The organism is Delftia sp. DS1230, from assembly GCF_040112715.1.
In the GTDB taxonomy this organism is placed as follows: Bacteria; Pseudomonadota; Gammaproteobacteria; order Burkholderiales; family Burkholderiaceae_C; genus Comamonas; species Comamonas tsuruhatensis.
Genome location: NZ_CP157763.1, coordinates 1853987 through 1879818, shown reverse-complemented (window position 1 = coordinate 1879818; position 25832 = coordinate 1853987). Strand labels below are relative to the sequence as shown.

Sequence of the window (25832 nt, the reverse complement as noted above, 5' to 3'; positions counted from 1 at the left end):
CCGTATCTCCAAGATTGTCTGTGTCGCCGTGGTTGCGGCAAGCCCATGTCTGCCGGGAAATATAGCCCACAATGCCCGCTTGCCTTGACAACCATGGAGACAGGAATGCCCGGCTACTCGGATCCCGGCTTTGACACTCTGGCGCTGCACGCGGGCGCACAGCCCGACCCCGCCACCGGTGCGCGCGCGACGCCCATCCACCTCACGACCTCGTTCGTCTTCGAGTCCAGCGACCATGCGGCCTCTTTGTTCAATCTGGAGCGCCCCGGCCACGTCTACAGCCGCATCTCCAATCCCACGAACGCCGTACTGGAGCAGCGCGTCTCGGCCCTGGAAGGGGGCGTGGGCGCCATCGCCGTGGCCAGCGGCCAGGCGGCGCTGCACCTGTCGGTGGCCACGCTCATGGGCGCGGGCAGCCACATCGTGGCCAGCACGGCGCTGTACGGCGGCTCGCAGAACCTGCTGCACTACACGCTGGCGCGCTTCGGCATAGAGACCACCTTCGTCAAGCCCGGCGACATCGACGGCTGGCGCGCCGCCGTGCGGCCCAATACCAAGCTGTTCTTCGGCGAGACCGTGGGCAACCCGGGCCTGGACGTGCTCGACATTCCCACCATCAGCGCCATCGCGCATGAGGCCGGCGTGCCGCTGCTGGTGGACTCCACGCTGACATCGCCCTGGCTGATGAAGCCGCTGGAGCATGGCGCGGACATCGTCTACCACTCGGCCACCAAGTTCCTGTCGGGCCACGGCACCGTGGTCGGGGGCATCGTGGTGGATGGCGGCAGCTTCGACTGGGAAAAATCGGGGCGCTTCCCGGAGCTGACCGAGCCCTACGACGGCTTCCACAACATGGTGTTCAGCGAGGAAAGCAGCACTGGCGCCTTCCTTCTGCGCGCACGCCGCGAAGGCCTGCGCGACTTCGGCGCCTGCATGAGCCCGCACACGGCCTGGCTGATCCTGCAGGGCATAGAGACGCTGCCGCTGCGCATGGAGCGCCATATCCGCAACACCGAGAAGGTGGTGCAATTCCTGGCCAGCCATCCGCTGGTGGGCCGCGTGGGCCACCCGCTGCTCGATACCCATCCCTCGCACCAGCTCGCCAAGAAGCTGCTGCCGCGCGGCGCAGGCTCGGTGTTCAGCTTCGACATCAAGGGCAACCGCAACCAGGGCCGCAAGTTCATCGAGACGCTCAAGGTCTTCAGCCACCTGGCCAACGTGGGCGACTGCCGCAGCCTGGTCATCCACCCTGCCAGCACCACGCACTTCCGCATGAGCGACGAGGCGCTGGCCCAGGCCGGCATCGGCCAGGGCACGATCCGCCTGTCCATCGGGCTGGAAGACGCAGACGACCTGATCGACGACCTCAAGCGCGCCCTCAAGGCGGCCGAGAAGGCCGCGTGAATAGGCAAGGGAGACACCAACAATGAAGATCGATGTTCACGGCCACGCCATCTACGCCTATACCGGCGGCAAGGCCTTCAATCCTGCACAGCCGACGGCCATCCTCATCCACGGCGTGCTGTGCGACCACAGCATCTGGGCACTGCAAAGCCGTTACCTGGCCAACCACGGCTGGAACGTGCTGGCCATAGACCTGCCGGGCCACTGCCGCAGCGCAGGCGATGCGCCGGCCAGCGTGGAGGCGGCGGCGGATTTCATCGGCCAGCTCATGAATGCGGCAGGCATCGAGAAGGCTGCGCTGGTAGGCCACAGCTGGGGCAGCCTGATCGCCATGGAAGCGGCCGCGCGGCTGGGCGCGCGCGTCAGCCACCTGGTGCTGGTGGGCACGGCCTACCCGATGAAGGTCTCGCCTGCTTTGCTGGACTCCGCGCTCAGCACGCCCGAGCAGGCCATCCACATGGTGAATGTGTTCTCGCGCGCCACGCTGGCGCCACCCAGCGGCGCAGGCAGCTGGGTGTTCGGCGCCGGCATGGCGCTGGGCCGGCGCGTGCTGGCCAGCAATGACCGCACCAACCTGCTGCACGCCGGCTTCAAGGCCTGCGACAGCTATGCGGGCGGCGAGGGGGCCATGGCGGCGCTGCAATGTCCGGTCCTGTTCGCCCTGGGCGAGCAGGACCAGATGACGCCGCCCAAGGCCGCCAAGGGCCTGATCGAGGCGGCCCGGGCCGCGCAGCGCCAGGTCAGCATCGTGCACCTGCCCAGCGGCCACAACCAGATGACTGAGGCGCCCGACCAGACGCTGTTCGCCATCCGGGATTTCCTGGCGCGCTGAGACCGGCCAGGTCCTGCCCGCAGGGCAGGCACGCACTCACTCACGCACTCACGCCCCGCGCGCGGGGAAGATGCTCTTTTTCACGAGCGCGTGCACGCCCCAGTTGCCATCCACCACCTGGGTGATGCCGAAGTCCACGGCAATCGACATCAGCGAGATGGCCTCGTCCTCTCCCAGCCCCTGGGTGGTCATGAGGAAGTGGCGCATCTTGTGATAGGCGTCGCGCAGAGCCAGGTCCACGGAAGACTTCTTGAAGATCTGGTTTTGCGCATCCGGCCCCAGCTCCGCCAGGTAGTTGGCGTAGCTGAAGCCGTGCAGCAGCCATTCGTCCTGGGTTTCGAGCAGCGGATAGGCCAGTTCGGCCAGCGGCGTTCCAGGCAGGTCCGCCTTCTTGTGCAGGATCAACTGGAAGGTGCCGGTCAGCGAGCACTCGATGGCCGTGCCGCACAGCTCGGAGTCCCCCTGCGAGGCATGCGGATCGCCCACGGTGAAGTTGGCCCCTGGCACGGCCACGGGGAAATACATGGTCGCCCCCTTGCCGATGCGCCAGTTGTCGATGTTGCCGCCCGTGTGGTTGGGCGGAATGGAGCTGGCCATCTCCACCTCGGCCGGCGCCACGCCGATGGTGCCGAAATGCGGGCGCACGGGAACGCGGATATTGCGCAGCACGTTTTCGTTCTTGCTGATCGTGCGGTGGTCCACGGGCACGCCCGGATAGTCGATGGTCGGGTGGACCACGCCGAAGGGGTCGGTCTGCGGCGTCCAGCGGTAGTTGTAGACGGCGCGGGCCCAGTTGCGCTCGCCGGTCGCATCCACCTCGTAGATGGTGACCACCTCGCGCTTTCGGGGCTCGGTAAGCGTGTCGCCATAGTGAAAGCCCCAGTTCGCCGCCGCATTGCTGCCGAAGGTCCGGCCCTTGAACTGCGGGTTGCCCGAGGGGCGTGGCACCACATCAATGATGCGTACTTCCAGCACATCGCCGGGCTGGGCGCCCTTGATGCGTACCGGTCCCGTGCAGATGTGCACGCCCTGGCCGCCACCTGCGCCGTTCTTGGCATCCATGGGACCGGCGCCCCGGCGATCGACGTTCTTGCGCTGGCTGTCCCAGTGGAACACGCTCTCGGCGCCAGGGTCGCCCCGGACCATGCGTTCGGCATCGTCATTGGCATGGTGGGTCAGCGTCTCCATGGTCACGTAGTCACCCGATTCGACTTCGACCACCGGCTTGGCCGATCTGCTGAAGTAGCCCCAGAGCACGGTGCTGGCAGAGGCGGGAATGTAGTAGTGGCTGGCCATGCCCTGGCCGGCCCGGGCGCCAGGCGCACCCTGGGCAAAGGCCCGGGACGGTGCCATTGCACCGCTGATGGCGCCAGCCGAGACCGCGCCGCCACCGACCACCATGGCGTCGCGCAGGAAGGAACGGCGTGCAACCTGGAATTCCTCGCGGATCAGCGTCTCATCGGCTGGCGAAGCACCGTGCTGGCAGCCCGGGCCGCAGATATGTTCTTGGTGGGGGATGGTCATCGAAAATACTCCTGCTGTTGTGGATCGGTGCCGGCAGCGCCAGTGTCCAGGCGAGCATGTCCAGGCCGGTTGTTCCTGCGCGCACAAAAACTTGTCGCGGCTGCCATCCGGTGCGCCGGGCTTGGACAGGCAGTACGCGGCAGTTCATAGTTCGCCCCTGATGCACGACGATCCAAGACGCTTTTCCACCCACGCATTTCCCGATGCCTTGCGGCAGGCTGCGCTAAATGAGGCGCTGTCCAGGGCAGACATCCATGGCGAAGCGCCCACGCCACCGGCCACCCACCTGGCGCTGCGCAGCTCGCCACTGGGATCGGTATTCATTACGCTGGCCACCTCGCCGCTGACGCTGCGGGCCGTGGCCAAGCAGCTGCGCGGCCCGGGCCTGCTGCTGTGCGCCTTGCTGCAAGGCAGCGCCGATGCGGTGGTCGAGGACGCCGCGTTCCCGCTCAAGGCCGGCTCCGCGCTGCTGCTGGAGTCAGACCGGGAATGGCAGCTGCAGTTGCCCGGCGACGGCCGCCTGCTGCTTGCGCGGCTGGAGTCTTCGAGCTTTCTGCTGCGCCTGCTGCGCTCGTGCCCGCCCGAGGCCAGGCACATCGGCGGGACAGGCGGTGTGGGGGCCATGTGCATGGCAATGGCGGCCTCACTGGCAGAGCAGATCGACACACTGGCACAGGACGATCTGCTGTCGGTGGAGGCCACGCTCACCGACATGCTGGTCACCTGCCTGACACCGCGCGCCGGCAATCCCGACCAGGAGCAGGCGGAGGCGACCGAGCCGCCCAGCGCCGTGCAGCTTGGCCATCTGCGCCGCATCTGCCGCGCCATCGAAACCCGGCTGGGCGATGCCGAGCTGTCCATCGATGCCATCGCCGAAGCCGAGGGGCTGTCCACGCGCTATCTGCAAAAGCTGTTCAAGGGAGCGGCCACCAGCTTCAGCACCTACCTGCGCGAACGCCGGCTGGAGCGCTGCCGCATGGACCTGAGCAACCGCTCGCTGCAGCATTGCTCCATTGCCGAGCTGTGCTTTCGCTGGGGTTTTGGCGATGCCGCCAACTTCAGCCGTGCCTTCACGGCCCGCTATGGCCTGTCCCCCAAGGCCTATCGCGCCAGTCCGGCGCGCGTGCAGGATGCGCCGCCCGGCCAGCGCGGACGCCCCTCGCCCGCAGAGAGCGCTGCGCAGGGTGCAGAACCGGCCGCAGCGCGCCTGGCACACAGCCCGTTCCAGGCCCTGCTGCGCGACCATGCACGCTACGCCCAGGCGCTGGCCCTTGTGCCCAAGCGCTCGGCGCACGCAGACAATGGTGGTGCGTCGCCCCAGCATTACTACCTTCCGGTCTCCGACAAGACCGTGCACTGGGGTTACCTGAGCCGTTCACTCAAGCCCGTGCTTTCGGTGCGCTCGGGTGACGTGGTGACCATGGAGACGCTGACCCAGCATGCCTCGGACGACTGGGAACGCATGATCGAAGGCGATCCGGGCGCCGAAAGCGTGTTCCACTGGACCGCAGCCCAGAAGGCCGTGGACCGGCGCGGCGCGGGCCCGATGGATGCCTCGATCTACGGCCGCGGCGCAGGCGAGGGCTTCGGCGTGCACATCTGCACCGGCCCCGTCTATGTGCATGAGGCCGAACCTGGCGACCTGCTGGAGATACGCATCCTCGACGTGCAGCCACGCCCCAGCTGCAGCCCCGCCCACCACGGCCGTGTCTTCGGCAGCAACGCCGCCGCCTGGTGGGGCTTTCACTACCGCGACCAGATCACGGAGCCCCGCCAGCGCGAAGTGGTCACCATCTACGAAATCGACCACGCACTGCCCGAGGAGCCCACAGCCCGCGCCGTCTACAACTACCGCTGGACGCCGCAGACCGACCCCTTCGGCGTGGTCCATCCGACCATCGACTACCCGGGCGTGCCCGTGGACCCCGCCAGCATCACCCGGCGCTTTGGTGTGCTGGACAAGGCACGCGTGCCGCTGCGTCCGCATTTCGGCATGCTGGCCGTGGCACCGCGAGAGGCCGGCCTGATCGACTCCATACCGCCGAGCTACTTCGGCGGCAACCTGGACAATTGGCGCGCGGGCAAGGGAGCCACCCTCTTCCTGCCCGTATCGGTGCCAGGCGCACTGTTTTCGGTGGGAGACCCGCATGCATCCCAAGGCGACTCGGAACTGTGCGGCACGGCCATCGAATGCTCGCTGACCGGCAGCTTCGAGCTGCGGGTGCACAAGCGCGCCGCGCTGGACAACCGCTTCCTTGCAGAGCTGGACCACCCTTTCCTGGAGACCGGCTCCGAGTGGGTGATACAGGGCTTCAGCTTCACCGACCACCTGGCCGAACTGGGCAGCCAGGCGCAGTCCCAGGTCTATCGCAAGTCATCGCTGGAAGGCGCCATGCGTGACGCCTTCCACAAGGCAAGGCGCTATCTGATGCTGGCCCACGGGCTGGACGAGGACGAGGCCGTATCACTGATCTCCGTGGCCGTGGACTTCGCCGTGACGCAGGTGGTGGACGGCAACTGGGGCGTGCACGCCGTGATCAAGAAGAAGCTGTTTCCGCCGGAGCTCTCGGCGTCCGCCCAGGCGGGCCACTGAAGCCCACCCGGGATCAGACCCGTGCCAGGAAGCGGGCGATGCGCTGGGCGATGCGCTCGGGCTGCTCGCGGTGGGGGACGTGGCCGCCACCGGCCACGATCTCCACCTCCACAGGGCCGCGCGCCCGGTCGCGGATGCGCTCGGGGTGGACCAGGGAGCCGAACTCGTCATGCTCGCCGTGGATGGCCAGCACCGGGCAGCGCACGCGCTCCAGCGCCTCGTCCAGCCGGTAGTCGGCAAATGGCTGCGACAGCCAGGTATCGACCCAGGCAGACAGCACCCAGGCGGCCTTGTCGCCGTGGTATTTCTCCAGGCGCGCCAGCTGGCCGGGCCGGGCGAAATCCTGTTGGGCCGCACGAATGCCCTGCAAGGTGCGATCTTCCACGAAGGCCTGGGCGGACTCCGTGACCACCGCCTTGCACTGCGCGCCGTATCGGGCCGCCACCATGGCGGCCATGCCGCCGCCCACGCTGTGGCCCAGCACGATGAAATCCCCAAGACCCAGCCCCTGGTGCACTGCCGGAAACACGGTCTCTGCCTCCCGGGCCACAAAGCCCGGCCCCAGCGTGCCCGGATAGGGGTCGGACTGGCCAAAGCCCAGCCGGTCGTAGGCCAGCACATCGCGGCGCGTGGCCTCGGCCAGTTGCTGCGGGAAATCACGCCACAGCGCCACCGAACCCAGCGAGTCGTGCAGCAGCACGATGGGCGCGCGGGCCAGGGACTCTTCGCCGGCCGCCGGCGCCTGCCAGCGCCTGACGTAGATGCTGCCCTGGGGCGTGGAAATGCGGGTTTCGCTCAGGGATGCGGGGATGTCGGTCATGCAGGAGGAAGGCATCGAAAAACTCCATGCCGGTCAGCGCCGGCCCGGCAGACATCATGCGCCCGCATGCCGCCAGAGGGCGACACCGTGGCGACGCGCAGGGCGGAATGCGGCAGCTTTTGTCTCTCTCGGGGCAGCTTTTGCGAACCTGGGCGCGCGGGTTCCTCCGATGGTGAGCGGCAAGGCAGCAGCGTATAAGTTGACCCTACCCCATGCTTGCGAAGGCCTGCCATGTCACACGCTTCCGCTCCCCTGCCCGGCGCCGCACAGGCTGCCGTGGACCCGCGCCAGTTCAAGAGCTTTGCCGAGTTCTATCCGTTCTACCTGCAGGAGCACAGCAACCGCACCTGCCGGCGCCTGCACTTCGTCGGCTCCACGCTGGCGCTGCTGTGCCTGTTCGCGCTGTTCCTGACCGGCAATTTCTGGTTCCTGCTGGGCGGCCTGCTGTTTGGCTACGGCTTTGCCTGGATAGGGCATTTCGGCTTCGAGAAGAACCGGCCCGCCAGCTTCAAGCGCCCGCTCTACAGCTTTCGCGGCGACTGGGTGATGTGGCGCGACATCCTGACGGGCCGCATCCCGCTCTAGACCGGAGCCTGCGGCCTTTGCTCCAGCAGATCGGCCAGCGTCATGCCTGCCAGCCCCGTGCGATCCCACAGCGGCTGCACGGCCGGCGACGGCGCCAGCAGCAGACGCTGCACCAGCGGCTGCAGCGGCGTGCGATGGGGCTCCACCAGCAGCATGTAGCGGGGCTCGGGGCCTTCGCTGGCCGCCACAGTGCCGGGGGCCTGCATCGTGCCCACCCAGTCCAGCACCGACAGCGCCTGCAGCACCGGATCGATCTGCTGCCAGTCCACACGCAGGCGCCGCGCCAGATCGCTGGCGTACAAGCCCTTGGCGGGCGACTCGCGCTCCTGTGCGAGGTACTGCAGGATCTCCACGGCCATCTCGAACTGCCAGCCCTGCTGGCCCGGCATGCGCTGCACGCCCGCCATCACGATGGGCAGGTAGGCCGTGACCACGGCGCCCAGCAGCACGATGACCCAGGCCATGTAGATCCAGATCAGCAGGATGGGCAGCGTGGCGAAGGTGCCGTAGATGACCGAATAGGTAGGCACCGAGGCCAGGTACAGGCCCAGCGCCTTCTTCGCCAGCTCCATGCAGGTGGCCACGAACAGGCCGCCCACCCAGGCATGGCGCCAGCGCACCGCCGTGTTGGGCACGTAGTGGTACAGGCCCGCCATGCCAGCGGCCAGCGCCAGGTACTCGATGGAATCGAAGATGAAGCGCAAGCCTTCGGGCAGCGCATTGACCAGCCCGCGCGAGGCCGACATCACATAGGACGACAGCACCAGGCTCAGGCCCAGCACCAGGGGGCCCAGCGTGATCGCCGCCCAGTAGATCAGCACGCGCTGGCCCAGCGGCCGCAACTGGCGCACGCGCCAGATGTTGTTGAGCGTGCGGTCAATGGTGAGGATCAGCGCCACCGCCGTGATCACCAGAATGGAAAACCCCGCCATGCCCAGCTGGCTGGCCTTGGAGGCGAACTGCGTCAGATAGCCCAGCACCTGGCGCGCGATGGTCTCGGGGATCAGGCTGTCGATCAGCCAGCGCTCCAGCACGATCTGCACGCGGGAGAAGATGGGAAAGGCCGTGAACAGCGCCAGCGCCACCGTGAAGAACGGCACCAGGGCCAGCACCGTGGTGAAGGTCAGGCTGCTGGCGGTCACGCCCAGCCGGTCCTCGCGAAAGCGTTCGCGCAGCGTGTGTGCGGTATTGCGCCATGGAAAGCAGCGCCAGCGTTCGCGCCACGATCGCGGCACCGCAGGCTCGGGCGGCTCGGCCAGGGACAGGCTGCGCTCCTGGGCAGGAACGGGCAGCGCCAGGGCGCCATCCTCCAGGCCATCGACGGGCTCCTTTTCGGGGCCGCCGCTCATCGCCCCATCTCCGCCGCAAGGCGCATGTCTGCAGCGGGCGCGGCCATCCAAGCAATCACATGTTCAAAGGTCAAGACCATGGCCGATATGATGCCACCCCGATGACTGATTCCATTTCTCGCCCCGGCGCCGATGTCGCCGCCACCCGCTGGCTGGCGGTCTCCAGCCTCATGGGCCTGATCGTGCTGAGCCTGGCCTGGGAACTGTGGCTGGCGCCCATGCGGCCCGGGGGCTCCTGGCTGGTGCTCAAGGCCCTGCCGCTGGCGATTCCGCTGATCGGCCTGCTCAAGCACCGCATGTACACCTACCGCTGGGTCAGCCTGCTGGTGTGGATCTATTTCACCGAGGGCGTGGTGCGCGCCTGGAGCGATCCCGCGCCCGGCCGCTGGCTGGCGCTGCTCGAAGTTTTCCTGTGCCTGATGCTGTTCACCGCCTGCGCCCTGCATGTGCGCTGGCGCCAGCGCAGCGCGCGCCGCGCGGCCCAGGCGGCCGGCGGCTGAGCCCCCCGTTTTCATGCCTTCACGTCTTTGAAAGAAGTTGCAACATGACTGCACTGCTTGAACGCCTGCGCCAGATCGTCGGCGAAGCCCATGTCCTCACCGAGGGCGACCTTGTGGCCTACGAACAGGATTGGCGCCGCCGCGTGCGCGGCAAGTCCCTGGCCGTGGTACGCCCGGCCAGCACGGCAGAGGTGGCCGCCGTGGTGCGCGAATGCGCGGCCGCAGGCACCAGCATCATCCCGCAGGGCGGAAACACCGGCCTGTCGGTGGGCTCCACGCCGGACGACAGCGGCACGCAGGTCGTGCTCAGCCTCACGCGAATGAATGCCGTGCGCCACATCGACCGCGACAACCTGAGCTTCACCGTCGAGGCCGGCTGCATCCTGCAAAGCCTGCAGGAGCTTGCCGAGAAAGAGGGCCTGCTGTTCCCGCTGTCGCTGGCCGCCGAAGGCAGCTGCACCATTGGCGGCAACCTGGGAACGAACGCGGGCGGCACCCAGGTGGTGCGCTACGGCAACACGCGCGAGCTGTGCCTGGGCCTGGAAGTGGTCACCCCGCAGGGTGAGATCTGGGACGGCCTCAAGGGCCTGCGCAAGGACAACACCGGCTACGACCTGCGCGACCTGTTCATCGGCAGCGAAGGCACGCTGGGCATCATCACCGCCGCCACCATGAAGCTGTTCCCCCAGCCTGCGGCCCAGCTCACGGCCTTCGCCGCCGTGCCCTCCATGGAAGCGGCCGTGCGCCTGCTGGGCATGGCGCACCAGTACCTGGGCGCGGGCCTGACGGGCTTCGAGGTCATGGGCCAGTTCGCGCTGTCGCTGGTGATCAAGCACATGCCCCAGCTGCGCGTGCCCTTTGCCGGGCTGATCGGCGCGCCGCCCTACTACGTGCTGGTCGAGAATTCGGACAGCGAGTCCGAGCAGCATGCGCGCGAGCGTTTCGAGGCGCTGCTGGAGCTGGCCTTCGAGGACGGCTGCGTGCTCGACGCCGTGGTGGCCGAAAGCCTGTCGCAGGCCCATGAGCTGTGGCACATCCGCGAAAGCATTCCGCTGGCCCAGGCCGAGGAAGGCCTGAACATCAAGCACGACATCTCCATCGCCGCATCGCGCATCCCCGCCTTCGTCGAGCACACCGATGCCGTGCTGCAGCGCGAGATCCCTGGCGTGCGCCTGGTCAACTTCGGCCACCTGGGCGACGGCAACCTGCACTACAACGTGCAGGCGCCCGAGGGCGGTGATGCCAAGGCCTTCCTCAACGAGCGAGAGCACCTGGTCAACCACCTCGTCTATGAAGCCGTGGCCGAATTCGGCGGCTCGTTCTCGGCCGAGCACGGCGTGGGTGCGCTCAAGGTGGACAAGCTGCAGAAGTACCAGTCACCCGTGGCGCTGGGCATGATGCGCGCCATCAAGCAGGCGCTGGACCCGCAGGGACTGATGAACCCGGGCTGCATCCTGCCAAGGCAAGCCTCCTGAGCGCAACGCCGCCCCTTCTGGGGCAGCGCCGGGTTTGCACGCGCCGTCCTGAGCCAGGAGCGGCACGTGCCTGCCTTGTCAGGAAACCGGTTTGGCCTCGATATTGGCCATCGTCTTGTTGACCTGTTCGGGCCAGGCGATGTCGGCGCCGGCCGCATCGGAGAAGTCGGACTGTTTGCCGCCGGTGAGCAGCCACACGCGCAGGGCATTGCGGGCGGGATCGATCACGATGGCGCCCATTTCCTCGCCGCCCTGGTGCGGGCGCAGGCCGACGATGCTCCAGACATCTCCTTCCTTGGTCAGCGGGCCCACGGTACGCATATTGCTCAGCAGGGTCGGGTAGCTGGTGCCCAGCAGCGCCTTGAGCCGGTCGGCCAGCACGCCCTGCTCCAGGTAGTTGGTGCCGTCGTAGGGATACTTGCCCACGTACTCGGCCAGGCTGTCCAGGCCGGGCTCCCCCGCCTTGGCGGTGGAGGGCATGCGCGTGCGCGCGGGAAACGCCAGCACCAATTCCGGGGCTGGCGCAGCCACATCGAGTGCGACGGACTGCGCAGCCTTGGGAGTCGGGACGGAGGGAGAACGCGGATCGCAGGCTGTCAGCGCCAGCATGGCGACACCCAATGCAACGGCGGCCTGCCAGGGGGAGAGCATGGAAGACATGCGCAAGCTCCTTGTCAAAGCGGATGCGAAAAAAGCGGTGACGCCGGTGCGAAAGCCTGGGCAATGCACCGGCACCAGTCTGCGGGCATTTTCGCATCCGGGGCGCCAGACCTTGTTTCAAGGGGCATGGATACCGTCGGACAAGGCGCCGTATTCATCAAGGGATAATCCGGAAGATGAACACGACTCCTGCGCCCCGCCCAGCCCGCTCCCAGTACGAAGATTTCATGCGCCATGTGTACGAGCACGGCGTGTCCAAGACCGACCGTACCGGCACGGGCACGCGCAGCGTGTTCGGCCACCAGATGCGCTTCGACCTGTCCGAAGGCTTTCCGCTGGTCACCACCAAGAAGGTGCACCTCAAGTCCATCATCCTGGAACTGCTGTGGTTCCTGCGCGGCGACAGCAATGTGCGCTGGCTGCAGGAGCGCGGCTGCACCATCTGGGACGAATGGGCCCGTGAGGACGGCGACCTGGGCCCGGTCTATGGCGTGCAATGGCGCAACTGGCCGACGCCGGACGGCGGCCACATCGACCAGATCGCCGAAGTGGTCAAGCAGCTCAAGAGCAACCCGGACAGCCGCCGCATCATCGTCAGCGCCTGGAACGTGGCCGACCTGCCGCAGATGGCGCTCATGCCCTGCCACGCCTTCTTCCAGTTCTACGTGGCCGACGGCAAGCTCAGCTGCCAGCTATACCAGCGCAGCGCGGACATCTTCCTGGGCGTTCCCTTCAACATCGCCAGCTACGCGCTGCTGACCCACATGCTGGCCCAGCAATGCGACCTGGAGGTGGGCGACTTCGTCTGGACCGGTGGCGACTGCCACATCTACAACAACCACTTCACCCAGGTCGAGACCCAGCTGGCGCGCCAGCCCTTCGCCTACCCGACGCTTCAGATCAAGCGCCGGCCCGACTCCATCTTCGGCTACGAGTACGAGGACTTCGAGGTCGTCGGCTACCAGCACCACGAGCCCATCAAGGCCCCCGTGGCCGTCTGAGGCAGCAGAAAGACCCGCCCGATGGCCATCCATCTCATCTACGCACGCGCCGCCAACGGCGTCATCGGCAAGGACAATGCCATGCCCTGGCACCTGCCCGAGGACCTGGCGCACTTCAAGCAATTGACCCAGGGCTCGGCCGTGGTCATGGGCCGCAAGACCTGGGACTCGCTGCCGGCCCGCTTCAGGCCGCTGCCCGGGCGCACCAACATCGTGGTCACGCGCCAGGCGGACTGGGCACCCGAGCCAGCCGCCCCCGGCGTGCTGCATGCCACCAGCCTGGAGCAGGCCCTGGCGCTGGGCCGCCAGGCATCCGCCGACGTGTGGGTCATGGGCGGTGCCCAGATCTACGCCCAGGCCCTGCCGCTGGCCGACAGCATCGAGGTGACTGAAATCGAACGCGACTACGAAGGCGACGCCTTCGCGCCCACGCCGGGCCCCGAGTGGCAGGAGGCCTCGCGCAGCCGCCATGTGGCAGCCAATGGCCTGCCCTACAGCTTTGTGCGCCTGCAACGGCGCTGACACGGTCCTGTCGCAAACGGGGCTGGCGGGCACGGCGGGTCTGTGCAAATAATGTCGGTTTTCCAAGCCTGCGCCGTCTTTTGCATCTTTCCGCCATGAGCCTCGTCCAGCCCCTGCCCCCCGGTCCGCTCGACATCGTCGGCGACATCCATGGCGAAGCCGAAGCGCTGGAGCATCTGCTGGGGCACCTGGGCTACGACGCGCTGGGCCGCCACCCCCAGGGCAGGCGCCTGGTCTTCGTGGGCGACTTCTGCGACCGGGGTCCCGACAGCCCGGGCGTGCTGGCCCGCGTGGTGCCCATGCTGGAGTCGGGCCATGCGCTGGCCGTGCTCGGCAACCACGAAATCAACCTGCTGCGCGAGGATGCCAAGGACGGCTCCGGCTGGTTCTTCGACAGCCGCGTGGCCTCCGACACACCCAAGTACGCCCCGTTCGCACGCATGCCGCTGTGCGATATCCCCGACACCCTGGCCTTGCTGGAGCGGCTGCCCATTGCCATGGAGCGCGAGGACCTGCGCGTGGTCCACGCGGCCTGGCGCCCGCAGCAGATCGCCATGGCGCGCGAGCTGCCGCCAGGCAGCGCGCGCAGCGCCTATGACCACTTCGAGGCCGTGGCCGCCCAGCAGGCCCAGGTCAACAAGGTGGCCGAACGCATGCGCGCCGAGCGCCGGCAATGGCCGCATGACCTGGAAGACCGCAACTGGCTGCCGCCCTTCCTGCCCGCGCACAGCGAAAGCGAGCTGGCCAAGGCCATGGTCAATCCGCTGAAGGTGCTGACCTCGGGCGTGGAGCGCGAATGCCGCAACCCCTTCTACGCGGGCGGCAAGTGGCGCTTCGTCGAGCGCGTGGCCTGGTGGAACGAATATGAGGATGCCCAGGCCGTGGTCGTGGGCCACTACTGGCGGCGCCTGAACCGGGGCGGCCCGTCCTTCCACGGCGCCCAGGCCGAGAACCTGTTCGGCCAGACGGGCCCACTGTCCTGGCACGGCCGGCGCGGCAATGTGTTTTGCGTGGACTACTCGGTCGGCGGCCGCTGGAATGCCCGCCTGGCGGGCGAGGACCCGCAGCAGCGTTTCAAGCTTGCCGCCATGCGCTGGCCTGAGCGCCGCCTGGTGTTCGACGACGGAGCCCAGGCGGACAGCGAGGAGTTCGGCGTTGCGGCGGCCGCTGCCGCATAGCACGCGCCAGATACGCGGCGCTTAGCGTCAGCAGCAGCGAGCGCGGTGCGCCATAGCAGTTGTTGCCCGACACCGTGTTGAACGAAGGCACGTAGCAGCGCCTGTCCAGCAGGTTGCTGGCGTTGGGCGCCACGCCCAGAGGGTGGCCGCCCCCCTCCGAAGAGAGGGGGAAGCGGCGCAGCCGCTCAGGGGTGCCTCAGAACGTTCCGCGCAGCGTCAGCATCACATTGCGTGGCTCGCCATACCAGTTGTTGCCGCCGCTGGTGCCCACTGTGCGGTAGTAGACCTTGTCGAACAGGTTGTTCAGGTTGAGCACGGCCTGCCAGTTGCGGTTGATGCGGTACTGCACGCTGGCATTCCACACGGCATAGCCGCCCTGGCTGAACTTGAAGGGCACGGCCGCGCCGTCGAACTTGCCCGTGTCAGGATTGAAGGCATTGGCCGAGCCGCTCACGAAATGCGCGCTCTGGATATTGGCGCCACCGCCAATCGTCCATTGCGACAGCTCGCCGGGCAGGCGGTAGGTGCTCCACAGCTTGAACAGATGCTTGGGCGTGACGGAGTGGTAGATGCCTTCGATGCCCGGCGTCTTGTTGTGGTTGCGGTTGAAGGTGTAGCCGGCAAACAGCTGCCAGCCGCGCGCCAGCTCGCCCGAGATCTCGCCTTCCACGCCCTGGCTGACCACCTTGCCCTTGCTCAGCCAGCAGCAGTTCAGGCCCGCGTCGCCGATGTCGGTGTTGGGGTAGGAGGGATCGGCCACGGCCTCGCCATTGCGCTCTATGCGGTACAGGGCCATGGAGGCCATCAGCCTGCCCTCGTTGAACTCGCCCTTGGCGCCCAGCTCGAAATTGCGGCCCTTGATGGGGTCCAGCGGCGTGCCGGGCAAGGGCCCGCCCAGCTTGTCGGCCTGGGACTTGTGGATCTCGGCGACGCTGCCGTAGGCCGTCCAGCGGTCGTCGATGTCGTAGACCAGGCCGCCATAGGGCGTGAAGATACCGCTCTCGCCATAGGACGACACGATGCGGCTGGTGAGATTGCCGGCCCGGTCGAAGCGCAGCCAGGGCGTCTGCGTGTCGTAGCTGGCGCGGCGCGCGCCGACGATGGCGGTCAGGCGGTCCGTCAGGCTCAGGTTGAGCCGGCCGTACAGGCCTTTCTGCGTGGCGCCATAGCCCGCGAAGCTGCGCGTCTTCCAGACGAAGCTGGGCAGGGGAATGGCGCCCGGGTCGAAGCCGAACACACTGATTCCCCCCGCCGGCGTATCCACTTCGGAGAGAAAGGTGTCCTGCGTGTCGCGGATCTTGACCCAGTCCGCGCCCAAAAGCAGCCGGTGCCTGCGCCCCAGCAGGGAGAACGTTCCGCTGACGTTGGCATCCAGCGCCTTCTTGGTGGAATAGAAATCGTTGGAGAACCCGCTGAGCGCCGCGCCCAGGCCGGTCGAGGGGTCCACCGCCCCGGACATGTCCGCCAGACGGCTGTCGCTGTCGACCTTGACGTAGTTGGCATGGGCACGGACGCGCCAGTCGCCTTGCAGCCGTTGCTCCAGCTGCGCAAACAGTTCCTTGTTGGTTCTGTCGTAGTGGCCCCAGCCGGCCATCAGCGCCGTGCTGCGCGGCAGGTGCAGATCGTCGCCATTGGCCGCGCGCGGCAGGCCGCTGCGCCAGGGCAGGCTGGCCGACTTGTCGTAGCTGCCGCCCAGGGTCAGCTTGGTCGCAGGCGTGAGATCGGCTTCCACGATGCCGTAGAGCAAGGTGTTGCGCGCATCGGCGTAGTCATAGAAGAACTCGCGGTCGCTGTGCGCCAGCACGGCGCGGCCGCGCACCCGGCCATCGGCGGCCAGCGGGCCGGCCACATCGACTTCGGCCCGGCGCTGGTTCCAGCTGCCCACCGAGGCCGAGGCCAGCACCTGGGGCTGGGCCGTGGGGCGCTTTCTCACCAGGTTGATGGAGCCGCCGGGCTCGCCATTGCCGCTGTACAGGCCGTCCGCGCCGCGGATCACCTGCACGCTGTCGTACATGGCCATGTTGGGGTCGAAGGTGCCCTGGCTGAAGGCGTCCACCGCCGCTCCGTCGATCTGGACATTGCTGATCTGGAAGCCCCGCGCGTAAAAGCTGTTGGCCGTGCCGCCCAGGCCACCCGAGCCCGCGTAGTCCACCGTCACGCCCGTGGTCTGCTGCATCACGTCGCCCACGGAGACCAGGCCCTGGTCCTCGATGCGCTGGCGCGTGACCACGGAGATGGACTGCGGCGTCTCGCGCACGCTCTGCCCCTTGCCCAGCGACACGCGCGAGGCCGCATAGGAGCCCGAACCCTCCGTGGTATCGCCAGCGTGCGCCTGGGCCGTGACCAGCACCGTGCCCAGCGCAGCATCGGCTGCCGGCGACGGCTCCCTGGCCGGTGCCTTCAGCGTGTAGGCGCCCGGTACGGCGTCGATCACGGTCACGCCCGTGCCGGCCAGCAGCCGGTCCAGCGCCTGGCGCGGCGTGAAGCGGCCCTGCAAGGCCGGCGAAGTGCGGCCTGCAACGATCTGCGGATCGAACAGCACCTGGTGCTGGGCCTGCTGCGTGAACTGGCGCAGCGCGCCGGCCAGCGGCTGGGGCGCGATGCTGAAGGCCAGCTCCCCTGCCTGGCCCGCCTGCCCCGCCTGCCCCGCCTGCACGGACGATGGCTGCTGCGCCTGCACCGCAGGCTGCGCCAGCGCAACCAGGGCTGCGGCCACCAGCGACGGCATCCTTGCCCGCCGCCATGGCCTGCCCCTGTGCTGAAACTCTCCTCCCCAAATGCCCGCGCCCATGGCGGCGCTGCCGTGTTCTTTTCCTGCTTGCATCCCTGCTCCTGCTGCACTGTGTCCATTGCCCGCTGTCGCGGTGTGCGCGGTGGGTGGCAGGCAGACAGTTGAGCGTCCACCCGCCACGCGCGTGCGCGGCCGTCGCGGTTGTTGGCTGAGCTGTGCACTGGGCAGCGGCCTGGCTGGCAACCATGGAGGCGCGAGAAAACCCGGCCTCCATGAAGGTAAAACCCACTACCGCGCCAAAGTGGGAACGTGGCCGAACCGAGAAAGCGGGTTGTTTACATTAATTTACAAACAGCCAAGACACTCAATGCGCCGAGATTCGCCAGCCGCCCTGCGCATCGCCCTGCACACGCACCGGCAACAAGTGCGGCAGCGAGCGCAGAAACACCTCGGGCTTGCCGGTCAGCGCCACGCCGGACACGGACAGCGCGGCCAGCCGCGCATCGCCATCCACCCGTACGGGCTGGCCCAGGTAGCGCGACAGATCGGCGGCGACCTCGGCCAGCGTTGCCTGCTGGAACACCATCTGGCCGCTGCGCCAGTCGCCCACCGTGTCCGCGCCGGCCGCCAGCGGATGCTGCGTGCCGTCGCGGGCATCGACGGACATGCCGGCGCCCGCGCCCAGCAGCAGGCGCCTGCCGTCCGCCGCATGGCGATCGGGGCGCAGCTCCACCTTGCCCTCCAGCACCTTCACCACCAGCGCTGGCGGCCCGGCGCGCACATTGAAGGCCGTGCCCACCACGCGGATCTGGCTGGCGCCGCTGTCCACGGTGAAGGGCCGCGACCGGTCGGCGGCGACCTGGAAGAAGGCCTCGCCCTGGTCCAGCACCGTCTCGCGGCGGCGCGGGTAGTAGCGCACCTGCAGCCTGGAGGAAAAATTCAGCGTGACCCGCGTGCCATCGGGCAGTTCAGCCTCGCGCACCTCGCCGGGGCCGGTGGCCATCTCGATCACATGGCTTGCGTGGTTGTCCCAGGCATACCAGCCCCCGCCCACGGCCAGCGTCGTGACCAGAGCCACCGACAGCAATGCAGGCATCAGGCCGCGGCGTGTGCACTGACGTGCCGGCCCGGGCAAGTGGGCCTGTGTCTGCGCACGCGGCCCGCTCGCCCTGGCTTGCGGCGCAGCAGCCGCGTCGCAGGCCAGCACCGGCCTGCGCAACTGCTGCAGGTCCAGCACCGTGCGCCCCAGGCTCTCGAAGATGCTGCGGTGCTGCGGGTCGGCGGCCAGCCAGGCGTCGAGTTCGCGCTCGTCGGCGCCGGTCCAGTCGGCTTCACGGCGGCGGGCGAAGTAGTCGGCGGCGCGGGCATGCAATTGCAGGCGTTGCGGGGTCAGCGTCATTCCCGGCCCTCCCCGTCCGTCGCGGCCTGCGCCAGCAGGCCCTGCATCACGCGCATGTCTTCGGCGCTGCCGTACTGCACGCGCAGTTCGCAATAGGCCATGGCCAGCGTCACATGGTTGTGCACCATGCGGCGCGAAATGCCCATGCGCTGCGCCACCTCGGTCTGCGTGAGCCCGTCGATGCTGTGCAGCACGAAGGCCTCGCGGCGGCGCTCGGGCAGCTCGGCCATGGCCTGCTCCAGGCGGCACAGGCGCTCGCGGTGGTGCGCCGCCTGAAGGGGGTCCGACCCCTCGCCGGCCGGCAGTTGCTGCGCCAGTTCCATGTGTTCATCCAGCGAGACCGATTCGCGCCCCGGCGCACCCGCCGAGCGGCGCCAGGCATCGTGCGAGACATGGTGGGCGATCACGCGCAGATAGGGTTCCTGCTCCTCGGGCGGCAGGGCCTTGCCCGAGGCCGCATAGCGCACGAAGACCTCCTGCACCGCATCCTCGGCATCCTCGCGGTTGCGCATCTGCCGGCCCAGCAGGCGGCGCAGAGGCTGGTGCCAGCGCGCATACACGCGGGCCAGCAGGGAGGGGGCGGCATCATCGTCCGCGCCTGGCACGCGCGCGCTCACGGGCAGGCTCCCGGCACAGCGGTCTGGACGCGGGCAGGCAAGCCAGCATGGGAAACGGACAGGACGAAGAAGGACGGCACGGGCGGCGATTGTACTGAGAATGGTTCTCATCAACACCCTTGCGGCCGGCACGCGCCATGCGATGCGGGCCCCGCCAATGCCTTACCGGCCCGCTGCCCCATGCAGCGCCACCAGCGTGGGCACCACCCAGTTCGGCGCAGGCTGCGCCCCGTCGAAGCACTGGTCCTCGGACGGCACGGCGATGACGGTCATGCCGGCCTGCCGCGCCGCATGTGTTCCCGAGACCGAGTCCTCGAACACCAGGCAGCGCCCGGTCGGCACGCCCAGGCGTTGCGCCGCGAAGTAATAGATGTCGGGCGCGGGCTTGCCGCGCACCACCTGCTCGGCCGAGACGATGGCGTCGAACGCCGGCCGCAGGCCCAGCGCATCCAGGGTGTGGTGGCACAAAGACAAAGGAGAGTTCGAGGCCAGCGCCACGCGCCAGCCCAGGGCGCGGCAGGCGCCCAGTGTTTCGCGCACGCCGGGCAGGGCCTGCCCATGCGCGCTGACCAGGGCCGCCACGCGCGCGACCACGCGGCTCTCCAGCTCGCGCTGGCTGGGCCCCTGCCAGGGCCGGTGGGCATACCAGTGCGCGGCAACCTGCGCCGTGGTCATGGGCGCCGTCACGCGGGACATCTCGGCCGTGATGTCGATGCCGACCTCGGCAAAGGACTCGCGCTCGGCACGCTTCCAGAAGGGCTCGGAGTCTATGAGCAGGCCGTCCATGTCGAAGATGGCGGCGCCGAATCCGGCCTGGCCAAGGCCTGCGAACGAGGGAGCGGCTTCAGGGATTTGCATGGCGCGCATGCTAGCGCAGGCGGCAAGTGAAAGCAGTTGCTGTTAGCCTGTGCCGGCTGGCGATGGATGCAGATGCATGCGATTGCCAGCCCTTCACAATCCTTAGCGAGCCCGCAATGACCAGCCCCCTGTACACCGCCTCCATTCCCGTCCTGCAGCAGATGCTGAAGGCCCTGTCCGACGTGCTCAAAAAGGCCGAGGAACACGCCGCGCAGAAGAACATCGATCCCGACGCCCTGCTGCAGGCCCGCCTGTTCCCCGACATGTTCCCGCTGGTGCGCCAGGTGCAGATTGCTGCGGACTTCGCCAAGGGCATCGCCTCGCGCCTGGCCGGCGCCGAGGTGCCTTCGTGGCCCGACACGCAGACCAGCTTTGCCGACCTGCAGGCGCTGATCACCAAGGCGCTGGACCATGTGGGCTCGTTCGCGCCCGAGCAGTTCGCGCAAAGCGAGTCCCGCGAGATCGTGCTGCGCCCCGGCACGCCCAAGGAAAAGAAGCTGACCGCCAGCGCCTATCTGCTGCACTACGGCCTGCCGCAGTTCTTCTTCCATGTGACCACCGCCTATGCCCTGCTGCGCCACAACGGCGTCGAGGTCGGCAAGCGCGACTACATGGGCAGCTACTGAGCGTGCCATGGCCGGTCTGGCCAGCGCTTCACTGCGCGGCCAGATCCCGGCCTCGCGTCTCCGGCAGGCACATGGCGAACAACACCACCATCACGTAGCCGGCCGTGGCGCAGATGCCGATGGCCATGCCCAGCGACAGGCCCAGCCGGTCGCTGAACACGCCCACCAGCGCAGGGAAGGTGGCCCCGATGCCGCGGCCGAAGTTGTAGCAAAAGCCCTGGCCGGAGCCGCGCAGTTCGTTGGGGAACAGCTCGGCCAGGAAGGCTCCGGCGCCGCTGAAGATGCCCGACATGAAAAAGCCCAGCGGAAAGCCCAGCACCAGCATCCAGGCATCGGTGATGGGCAGCAGCGTATAGGCATAGGCCAGGCTGCCGGCGCCGATGGCGAACAGCGTGAAGGCCAGGCGCCGGCCCAGCAGGTCGGAGGCGTAGGCACCGCACAGGTAGCCTGCAAAGGCGCCGAAGATGAACATGAACTGGTAGCCGCCCGAGCCCAGCACCGTCAGGTGGCGCTCGTTCTTCAGGAAGGTGGGCAGCCACACGGCAATGGCGTAGTAGCCGCCCTGCATGCCCGTGAACATCAGGCTGGCCAGCACCGTGGTCTTGAGCATGCCGCCCTTGAAGATGTCCAGGAAGTGCCCGCTGCGCTCGCCCCGGCCCACGGCGGCGCGGGTCTTCAGGTAGACCTCGGGGTCCTTGACGGTGCGGCGTATGTACAGGATCAGCAGGGCCGGCAGCAGGCCCAGCAGGAACATGGCCCGCCATGAGATCTCGGGCGGCAGAAACGAGAACAGCGCCATGGACACCAGCACGGCCGCGCCCCAGCCTATGGACCAGCTGCTTTGCACCAGGCCCACCGCCTTGCCCCTGAAGGCCGGCCGTATGGTCTCGGCGATCAGCACCGAGCCCACGGCCCACTCGCCGCCAAAGCCCAGGCCCTGCAGCGTGCGGGCCAGCAGCAGTTGGCCCGGTGTCTGCGCCAGGCCGCAGGCGAAGGTGAAAAGAGCGAATACGAGGATGGTCCACTGCAGCACACGCACGCGCCCGTAGCGGTCCGCCAGGATGCCGGCCATCCAGCCGCCGATGGCCGAGGCCACCAGCGTCGAGGTGCCGATCAGGCCGACCTCGGTCTTGCTCATGCCCCACAGCGACAGCAGGATCGGGGTGACCAGGGGCAGCGTGTAGTAGTCGAAGGCGTCCACGGCATAGCCGCCGAACGAGGCCGTCAGCGCCCGCTTTTCCTTGGGCTCGAGCTGGCCCAGCCAGTGGCCCCGGGGCTGCTCTGCGGCCAGGGTCCTTGCGTTGTCAAGGCTTGTCATTTGTTGTCTCCTTGCACTTCGGCTGCGCGAAGCGTCTTGCATTCAATGGCACTCCATCGGTTGTGATCCGGGCCTGGCCGGGCGGCCCTCCCCCGCCCGCGCCATGCCCCCTGCTGGCGGCGTGTCAGGCCGCCGTTCCGTAGCCGCCGCCCCCCGGCGTGCAGACTTCGAAGATGTCGCCCGGCTGCATGTGCACGGCGCCGATGTGGTCCAGTTCCTCGACCTGGCCATCGGCACGCAGCACACGGTTGATGCCCGGCTGCCCCGGCTGGCCACCTGCCATGCCGAAGGCCGGATTCAGGCGCCCGTTGGACAGGATGCTGGCCGTCATGGGCTCCAGGAAGCGCACGCGCCGCACGCCGCCGTTGCCGCCGTGCCAGCGCCCGCCGCCGCCCGAGCCGTCGCGAATCTCATAGCTGTCCAGCATCACGGGGAAGCGGAACTCCAGCACCTCCGGATCGGTCAGGCGCGAATTGGTCATGTGCGTCTGGACGACGCTGGTGCCGTTGAAGCCGCGCTCCACCCGGCCCTCGGCGTCCAGCACCGCGCCTGCGCCGCTGCCGCCGGCAATGGTTTCGTAGTACTGGTGGTGCGCATTGCCGAAGGTGAAGTTGTTCATGGTGGGCTGGCTGCCCGCCATCACGCCCAGCGCGCCGAACAGCGCGTTGGTGATGCAGGTGGAGGTCTCCACATTGCCCGCGACCACCGAAGCGGGCGGGTTGGGGTTGAGCATGCAGCCCTGGGGGATGATGACTTTCAAAGGCTTGAGGCAGCCCGCGTTGAGCGGGATGTCGTCGTCCACCAGCGTGCGGAACACATAGAGCACGGCCGCCATGCACACGGCGCGCGGCGCATTGAAGTTGTTGGTCTGCTGGACGCTGGTGCCCGAGAAATCGATGACGGCACTGCGCTCGGCCGTATCGACGGTGACGGCCACGCGGATCTGCGCGCCATTGTCCAGTTCCAGCGTGAACTGCCCGTCCCTGAGTCGCGTGATGACGCGGCGCACCGACTCCTCGGCGTTGTCCTGCACATGGCCCATGTAGGCCTGCACCACGGGCAGGCCGAACTGCGCCACCATCTTGTGCAGCTCCTGCACGCCTTTTTCATTGGCCGCGATCTGGGCCTTCAGGTCGGCCAGGTTCTGCTGCGGGTTGCGGCTCGGGTACTCGCCGCTTTGCAGCAGCTCGACCATCTCCTGGGCGCGCAGCACGCCGCGATCGACCAGCTTGAAGTTGTCGATCTGCACGCCCTCTTCCTCGATGCGCGTGGAAAACGGCGGCATGGAGCCCGGCGTGATGCCGCCCACATCGGCATGGTGGCCCCGGCTGCCGACGTAGAAGGTCGGAGATGCCTCGCCGGCGATATGGACCGGCGTGATGACGGTGATGTCCGGCAGATGGGTGCCGCCCTGGTAGGGGTCGTTGAGCACGTAGACATCGCCCTGGGCCATACGCCCGGCGTTCCTGCGGATCACCGTCTGGATGCTTTCGCCCATGGAGCCCAGATGGACGGGCATGTGCGGCGCGTTGGCGATGAGATGGCCCCGGGCATCGAACAGCGCGCAGCTGAAATCCAGCCGCTCCTTGATGTTCACCGAATAGGCGGTGTTCTGCAGCTGCAGGCCCATCTGCTCGGCGATGTTCATGAACAGGTTGTTGAAGACCTCCAGCAGCACAGGGTCCACCGTCGTGCCGGCCGCGTACTCGACCTTGCGCGGCACCACCCGGTCCAGCACCAGGTGATCCAGCCCGGTGAGCCTGGCCGACCAGCCAGGCTCGATCACGGTGGTGGCGTTGCGCTCGGCGATGATGGCCGGGCCGGCAATGACGTCGCCGGGCCGCAGGTCCTCGCGCACCACCAGGGCCGCGCCATGCCAGGCGCCGCCGGAGTACATGTGCACGGTTTCGCGGCGCGGATGCTCGCGCGGCGGATGCTCCGGCTGCAGCGGCTCGCCGGGCGCATCGCCCGCAATCACGGCTTCGACCGACACGGCTTCCACCACCAGCCCCTTGCCCGCCATCAGAAAGGCGAAACGCTGGCGGTAGGCCTCCTCGAAAGCCGACTGAATGCCCGGCAGGGAGCCAAAGGGCACGACCAAGGCGGAATCGGAGCCCTCGTAGCGCACATGCACGTTGTGCCGCACCTGCACGGGGCCTGCGCCGACCTGCCGGCGCTCCAGCTCCGCCTGCGCGCCCGTGCCCAGCGCATCCAGGCATTCAGCGATCAGCGGCAGGGCCTCGGCAGTCAGCGCCAGCTCCATGGCCTGCTCGCGGATCACGGTCTGGTCCGCCAGGCCCATGCCATAGGCGCTGAGCACGCCGGCCAGCGGATGCACGAACACGCGGGACATGCCCAGCGCATCGGCCACCAGGCAGGCATGCTGGCCGCCCGCGCCGCCGAAGCACTGCAGCGTATAGCGCGTGACGTCATAGCCGCGCGCCACGCTGATCTTCTTGATGGCGTTGGCCATCTGCTGCACGGCGATGCGGATGAAGCCCTCGGCCACGTCCTCGGGAGTGCGCCCCGTCTGCCGCGCCAGTTCCTCGAAGCGGACACGCACGGCCTCGCCGTCCAGTCGCTCGTTGGCGGCAGGCCCAAACACGCTGGGAAAGTAGCGCGGCTGGACCTTGCCGACCATCACGTTCGCATCGGTCACGGCCAGGGGGCCGCCGCGGCGATAGCTCGCCGGGCCGGGATGGGCACCCGCGCTCTCGGGTCCCACGCGAAAGCGCGAGCCGTCATAGGCCAGCACCGAGCCGCCGCCGGCGGCCACGGTGTGGATGCTCATCATCGGCGCGCGCATGCGCACGCCGGCCACCTGGGTCTCGAACTCGCGCTCGAAGGCGCCTGCATAGTGGCTGACGTCGGTGGATGTGCCACCCATGTCGAAACCGATGACCCTGTCGTGCCCGGCCAGGCCCGCCGTGCGCGCCATGCCCACGATGCCTCCGGCCGGCCCGCTCAGGATGGCGTCCTTGCCCTGAAAACTGCCCGCGTCGGACAGCCCTCCGCAAGACTGCATGAAGAACAGCCGCACTCCCGGCATCTCTGCAGCCACCTGCTGCACATAGCGGCGCAGGATGGGAGACAGGTAGGCATCGACCACCGTGGTATCGCCCCGGCTCACGAACTTCATCAGCGGACTGGTCTCGTGCGAAGTGCTGACCTGCGTGAAACCCAACTGCCGCGCAATGCGCGCCGCCATCTGCTCATGCCGCGTGTGGCGGTAGCCATGCATGAAGACGATGGCCACGCTGCGCAAGCCGCGCGCATGGGCTGCGGCCAACGCCGTGTGCAGGTGCAGCCCGTCCAGCTCGCGCAGCACCTTCCCATGGGCATCCACACGTTCCACGGCCTCGACCACCTCGCTGTAGAGCAGTTCGGGCAACTGGATATGGCGGTCGAACAGGCGCGGACGGTTCTGGTAGGCGATGCGCAGCGCATCGCGAAAGCCCCGCGTGGTCACCAGCAGCGTGGGCTCGCCCTTGCGCTCCAGCAGCGCATTGGTGGCCACCGTGGTGCCCATCTTCACGCACTCCACCTGATCGGCGGGGACCGGCTCGCCCGGCGCCAGCCCCAGCAGGTGGCGGATGCCGGCCACGGCCGCGTCCCGGTACTGCTCGGGGTTCTCCGACAGCAGCTTGTGCGTGACCAGGCTGCCATCGGGCCGCTTGCCCACCACATCGGTGAACGTACCGCCACGGTCTATCCAGAATTGCCAGCGCCTGTCATGGGGAATGGAGCGTTCTTGCATGGTGTCGGAACCCGTTTGTCTCGAAGTTGAAGTCAGGAAAACCGTGGCCTGGAGCACGGCCCTCCGCCTGTGCCCACCACTGG

20 protein-coding genes are annotated in these 25832 nt (G+C 68.1%); 10 read left to right on the top strand and 10 right to left on the bottom strand.

What is annotated here, in order from left to right:
* The first annotated feature begins 105 nt into the window (after nucleotides 1-105).
* Both AAN986_RS08420 and AAN986_RS08415 read left to right on the top strand, forming a co-directional pair.
* A complete protein-coding gene (locus AAN986_RS08420) occupies nucleotides 106-1404 on the top strand; it encodes an O-acetylhomoserine aminocarboxypropyltransferase (protein WP_017406117.1) in 1299 nt (432 codons plus the stop codon).
* Nucleotides 1405-1426: 22 nt separating this feature from the next.
* On the top strand, nucleotides 1427-2236 hold the full coding sequence (locus AAN986_RS08415; protein WP_047218234.1) for an alpha/beta hydrolase: 810 nt from the start codon (nucleotides 1427-1429) through the stop codon (nucleotides 2234-2236).
* A 48-nt stretch (nucleotides 2237-2284) separates the two neighbouring features.
* Here AAN986_RS08415 and AAN986_RS08410 read toward each other — a convergent pair whose 3' ends face one another.
* Nucleotides 2285-3760, bottom strand: a complete 1476-nt coding sequence (locus AAN986_RS08410; protein WP_034367320.1) for an acetamidase/formamidase family protein — start codon at nucleotides 3758-3760, stop codon at nucleotides 2285-2287.
* A gap of 160 nt (nucleotides 3761-3920) precedes the next feature.
* Between AAN986_RS08410 and AAN986_RS08405 the strand changes: the two genes are divergently transcribed.
* Nucleotides 3921-6353, top strand: coding sequence for an acetamidase/formamidase family protein (locus tag AAN986_RS08405; protein WP_047218233.1), 2433 nt, complete (start codon nucleotides 3921-3923; stop codon nucleotides 6351-6353).
* 13 nt (nucleotides 6354-6366) lie between these two features.
* Here the strand turns inward: AAN986_RS08405 and AAN986_RS08400 are convergent, their stop codons facing one another.
* On the bottom strand, nucleotides 6367-7188 hold the full coding sequence (locus AAN986_RS08400; RefSeq protein ID WP_016451331.1) for an alpha/beta hydrolase: 822 nt from the start codon (nucleotides 7186-7188) through the stop codon (nucleotides 6367-6369).
* A 216-nt stretch (nucleotides 7189-7404) separates the two neighbouring features.
* Here AAN986_RS08400 and AAN986_RS08395 point away from each other — a divergent pair, with 216 nt between their 5' ends.
* Entirely contained in the window at nucleotides 7405-7758 is a 354-nt protein-coding gene (locus AAN986_RS08395) for an Mpo1-like protein (RefSeq protein ID WP_016447505.1), read from the top strand.
* Here the strand turns inward: AAN986_RS08395 and AAN986_RS08390 are convergent.
* Nucleotides 7755-9107: a YihY family inner membrane protein gene (locus AAN986_RS08390; protein WP_047218232.1), complete on the bottom strand. Its 1353-nt coding sequence runs from the start codon at nucleotides 9105-9107 to the stop codon at nucleotides 7755-7757. The two genes, AAN986_RS08395 and AAN986_RS08390, sit on opposite strands and share 4 nt — an antisense overlap.
* 101 nt (nucleotides 9108-9208) lie before the next feature.
* On the opposite strand from AAN986_RS08390, the gene AAN986_RS08385 reads away from it, so the two are divergent.
* Both AAN986_RS08385 and AAN986_RS08380 read left to right on the top strand, forming a co-directional pair.
* Nucleotides 9209-9607 (top strand): DUF2069 domain-containing protein, encoded by a 399-nt coding sequence (locus AAN986_RS08385; RefSeq protein WP_016451330.1) that lies wholly within the window; start codon nucleotides 9209-9211, stop codon nucleotides 9605-9607.
* Nucleotides 9608-9651: 44 nt separating this feature from the next.
* A complete protein-coding gene (locus tag AAN986_RS08380; RefSeq protein WP_016447508.1) occupies nucleotides 9652-11082 on the top strand; it encodes an FAD-binding oxidoreductase in 1431 nt (476 codons plus the stop codon).
* Between the two features lie 78 nt (nucleotides 11083-11160).
* Here the strand turns inward: AAN986_RS08380 and AAN986_RS08375 are convergent, their stop codons facing one another.
* A complete protein-coding gene (locus AAN986_RS08375) occupies nucleotides 11161-11742 on the bottom strand; it encodes a hypothetical protein (RefSeq protein ID WP_016447509.1) in 582 nt (193 codons plus the stop codon).
* 176 nt (nucleotides 11743-11918) lie between these two features.
* On the opposite strand from AAN986_RS08375, the gene AAN986_RS08370 reads away from it, so the two are divergent.
* The 3 genes from AAN986_RS08370 to AAN986_RS08360 all read left to right on the top strand — a co-directional run bounded on the left by AAN986_RS08370 (nucleotide 11919) and on the right by AAN986_RS08360 (nucleotide 14443).
* Nucleotides 11919-12743 carry a thymidylate synthase gene (locus tag AAN986_RS08370; RefSeq protein WP_034400291.1) on the top strand — a complete coding sequence of 275 codons (825 nt, stop codon included), beginning with the start codon at nucleotides 11919-11921 and terminating at the stop codon, nucleotides 12741-12743.
* Nucleotides 12744-12764: 21 nt separating this feature from the next.
* Nucleotides 12765-13265 carry a dihydrofolate reductase gene (locus AAN986_RS08365; protein WP_017406729.1) on the top strand — a complete coding sequence of 167 codons (501 nt, stop codon included), beginning with the start codon at nucleotides 12765-12767 and terminating at the stop codon, nucleotides 13263-13265.
* Between the two features lie 95 nt (nucleotides 13266-13360).
* Nucleotides 13361-14443: a metallophosphoesterase gene (locus AAN986_RS08360; RefSeq protein WP_016447512.1), complete on the top strand. Its 1083-nt coding sequence runs from the start codon at nucleotides 13361-13363 to the stop codon at nucleotides 14441-14443.
* A 196-nt stretch (nucleotides 14444-14639) separates the two neighbouring features.
* Here the strand turns inward: AAN986_RS08360 and AAN986_RS08355 are convergent, their stop codons facing one another.
* The 4 genes from AAN986_RS08355 to hxpB all read right to left on the bottom strand — a co-directional run bounded on the left by AAN986_RS08355 (nucleotide 14640) and on the right by hxpB (nucleotide 20048).
* A complete protein-coding gene (locus tag AAN986_RS08355; RefSeq protein WP_047218231.1) occupies nucleotides 14640-17267 on the bottom strand; it encodes a TonB-dependent siderophore receptor in 2628 nt (875 codons plus the stop codon).
* Nucleotides 17268-17538: 271 nt separating this feature from the next.
* Complete coding sequence (locus AAN986_RS08350) at nucleotides 17539-18573, bottom strand: FecR domain-containing protein (RefSeq protein ID WP_047218230.1); 1035 nt, start codon at nucleotides 18571-18573, stop codon at nucleotides 17539-17541.
* A complete protein-coding gene (locus AAN986_RS08345) occupies nucleotides 18570-19190 on the bottom strand; it encodes a sigma-70 family RNA polymerase sigma factor (protein WP_349335609.1) in 621 nt (206 codons plus the stop codon). The genes AAN986_RS08350 and AAN986_RS08345 overlap by 4 nt, the downstream gene beginning before the upstream one ends.
* A 162-nt stretch (nucleotides 19191-19352) precedes the next feature.
* Complete coding sequence (gene hxpB / locus AAN986_RS08340) at nucleotides 19353-20048, bottom strand: hexitol phosphatase HxpB (RefSeq protein WP_236884559.1); 696 nt, start codon at nucleotides 20046-20048, stop codon at nucleotides 19353-19355.
* Between the two features lie 116 nt (nucleotides 20049-20164).
* Between hxpB and AAN986_RS08335 the strand changes: the two genes are divergently transcribed.
* Nucleotides 20165-20674: a DUF1993 domain-containing protein gene (locus tag AAN986_RS08335; protein WP_016447516.1), complete on the top strand. Its 510-nt coding sequence runs from the start codon at nucleotides 20165-20167 to the stop codon at nucleotides 20672-20674.
* A gap of 28 nt (nucleotides 20675-20702) precedes the next feature.
* On the opposite strand, the gene AAN986_RS08330 is transcribed toward AAN986_RS08335, so the two are convergent.
* A complete protein-coding gene (locus AAN986_RS08330; RefSeq protein WP_047218228.1) occupies nucleotides 20703-21992 on the bottom strand; it encodes an MFS transporter in 1290 nt (429 codons plus the stop codon).
* 124 nt (nucleotides 21993-22116) lie between these two features.
* The gene (locus AAN986_RS08325; RefSeq protein ID WP_047218227.1) at nucleotides 22117-25749 is read right to left on the bottom strand and encodes a hydantoinase B/oxoprolinase family protein; all 3633 of its coding nucleotides are present in this window, start codon (nucleotides 25747-25749) and stop codon (nucleotides 22117-22119) included.
* Nucleotides 25750-25832 lie beyond the last annotated feature (83 nt).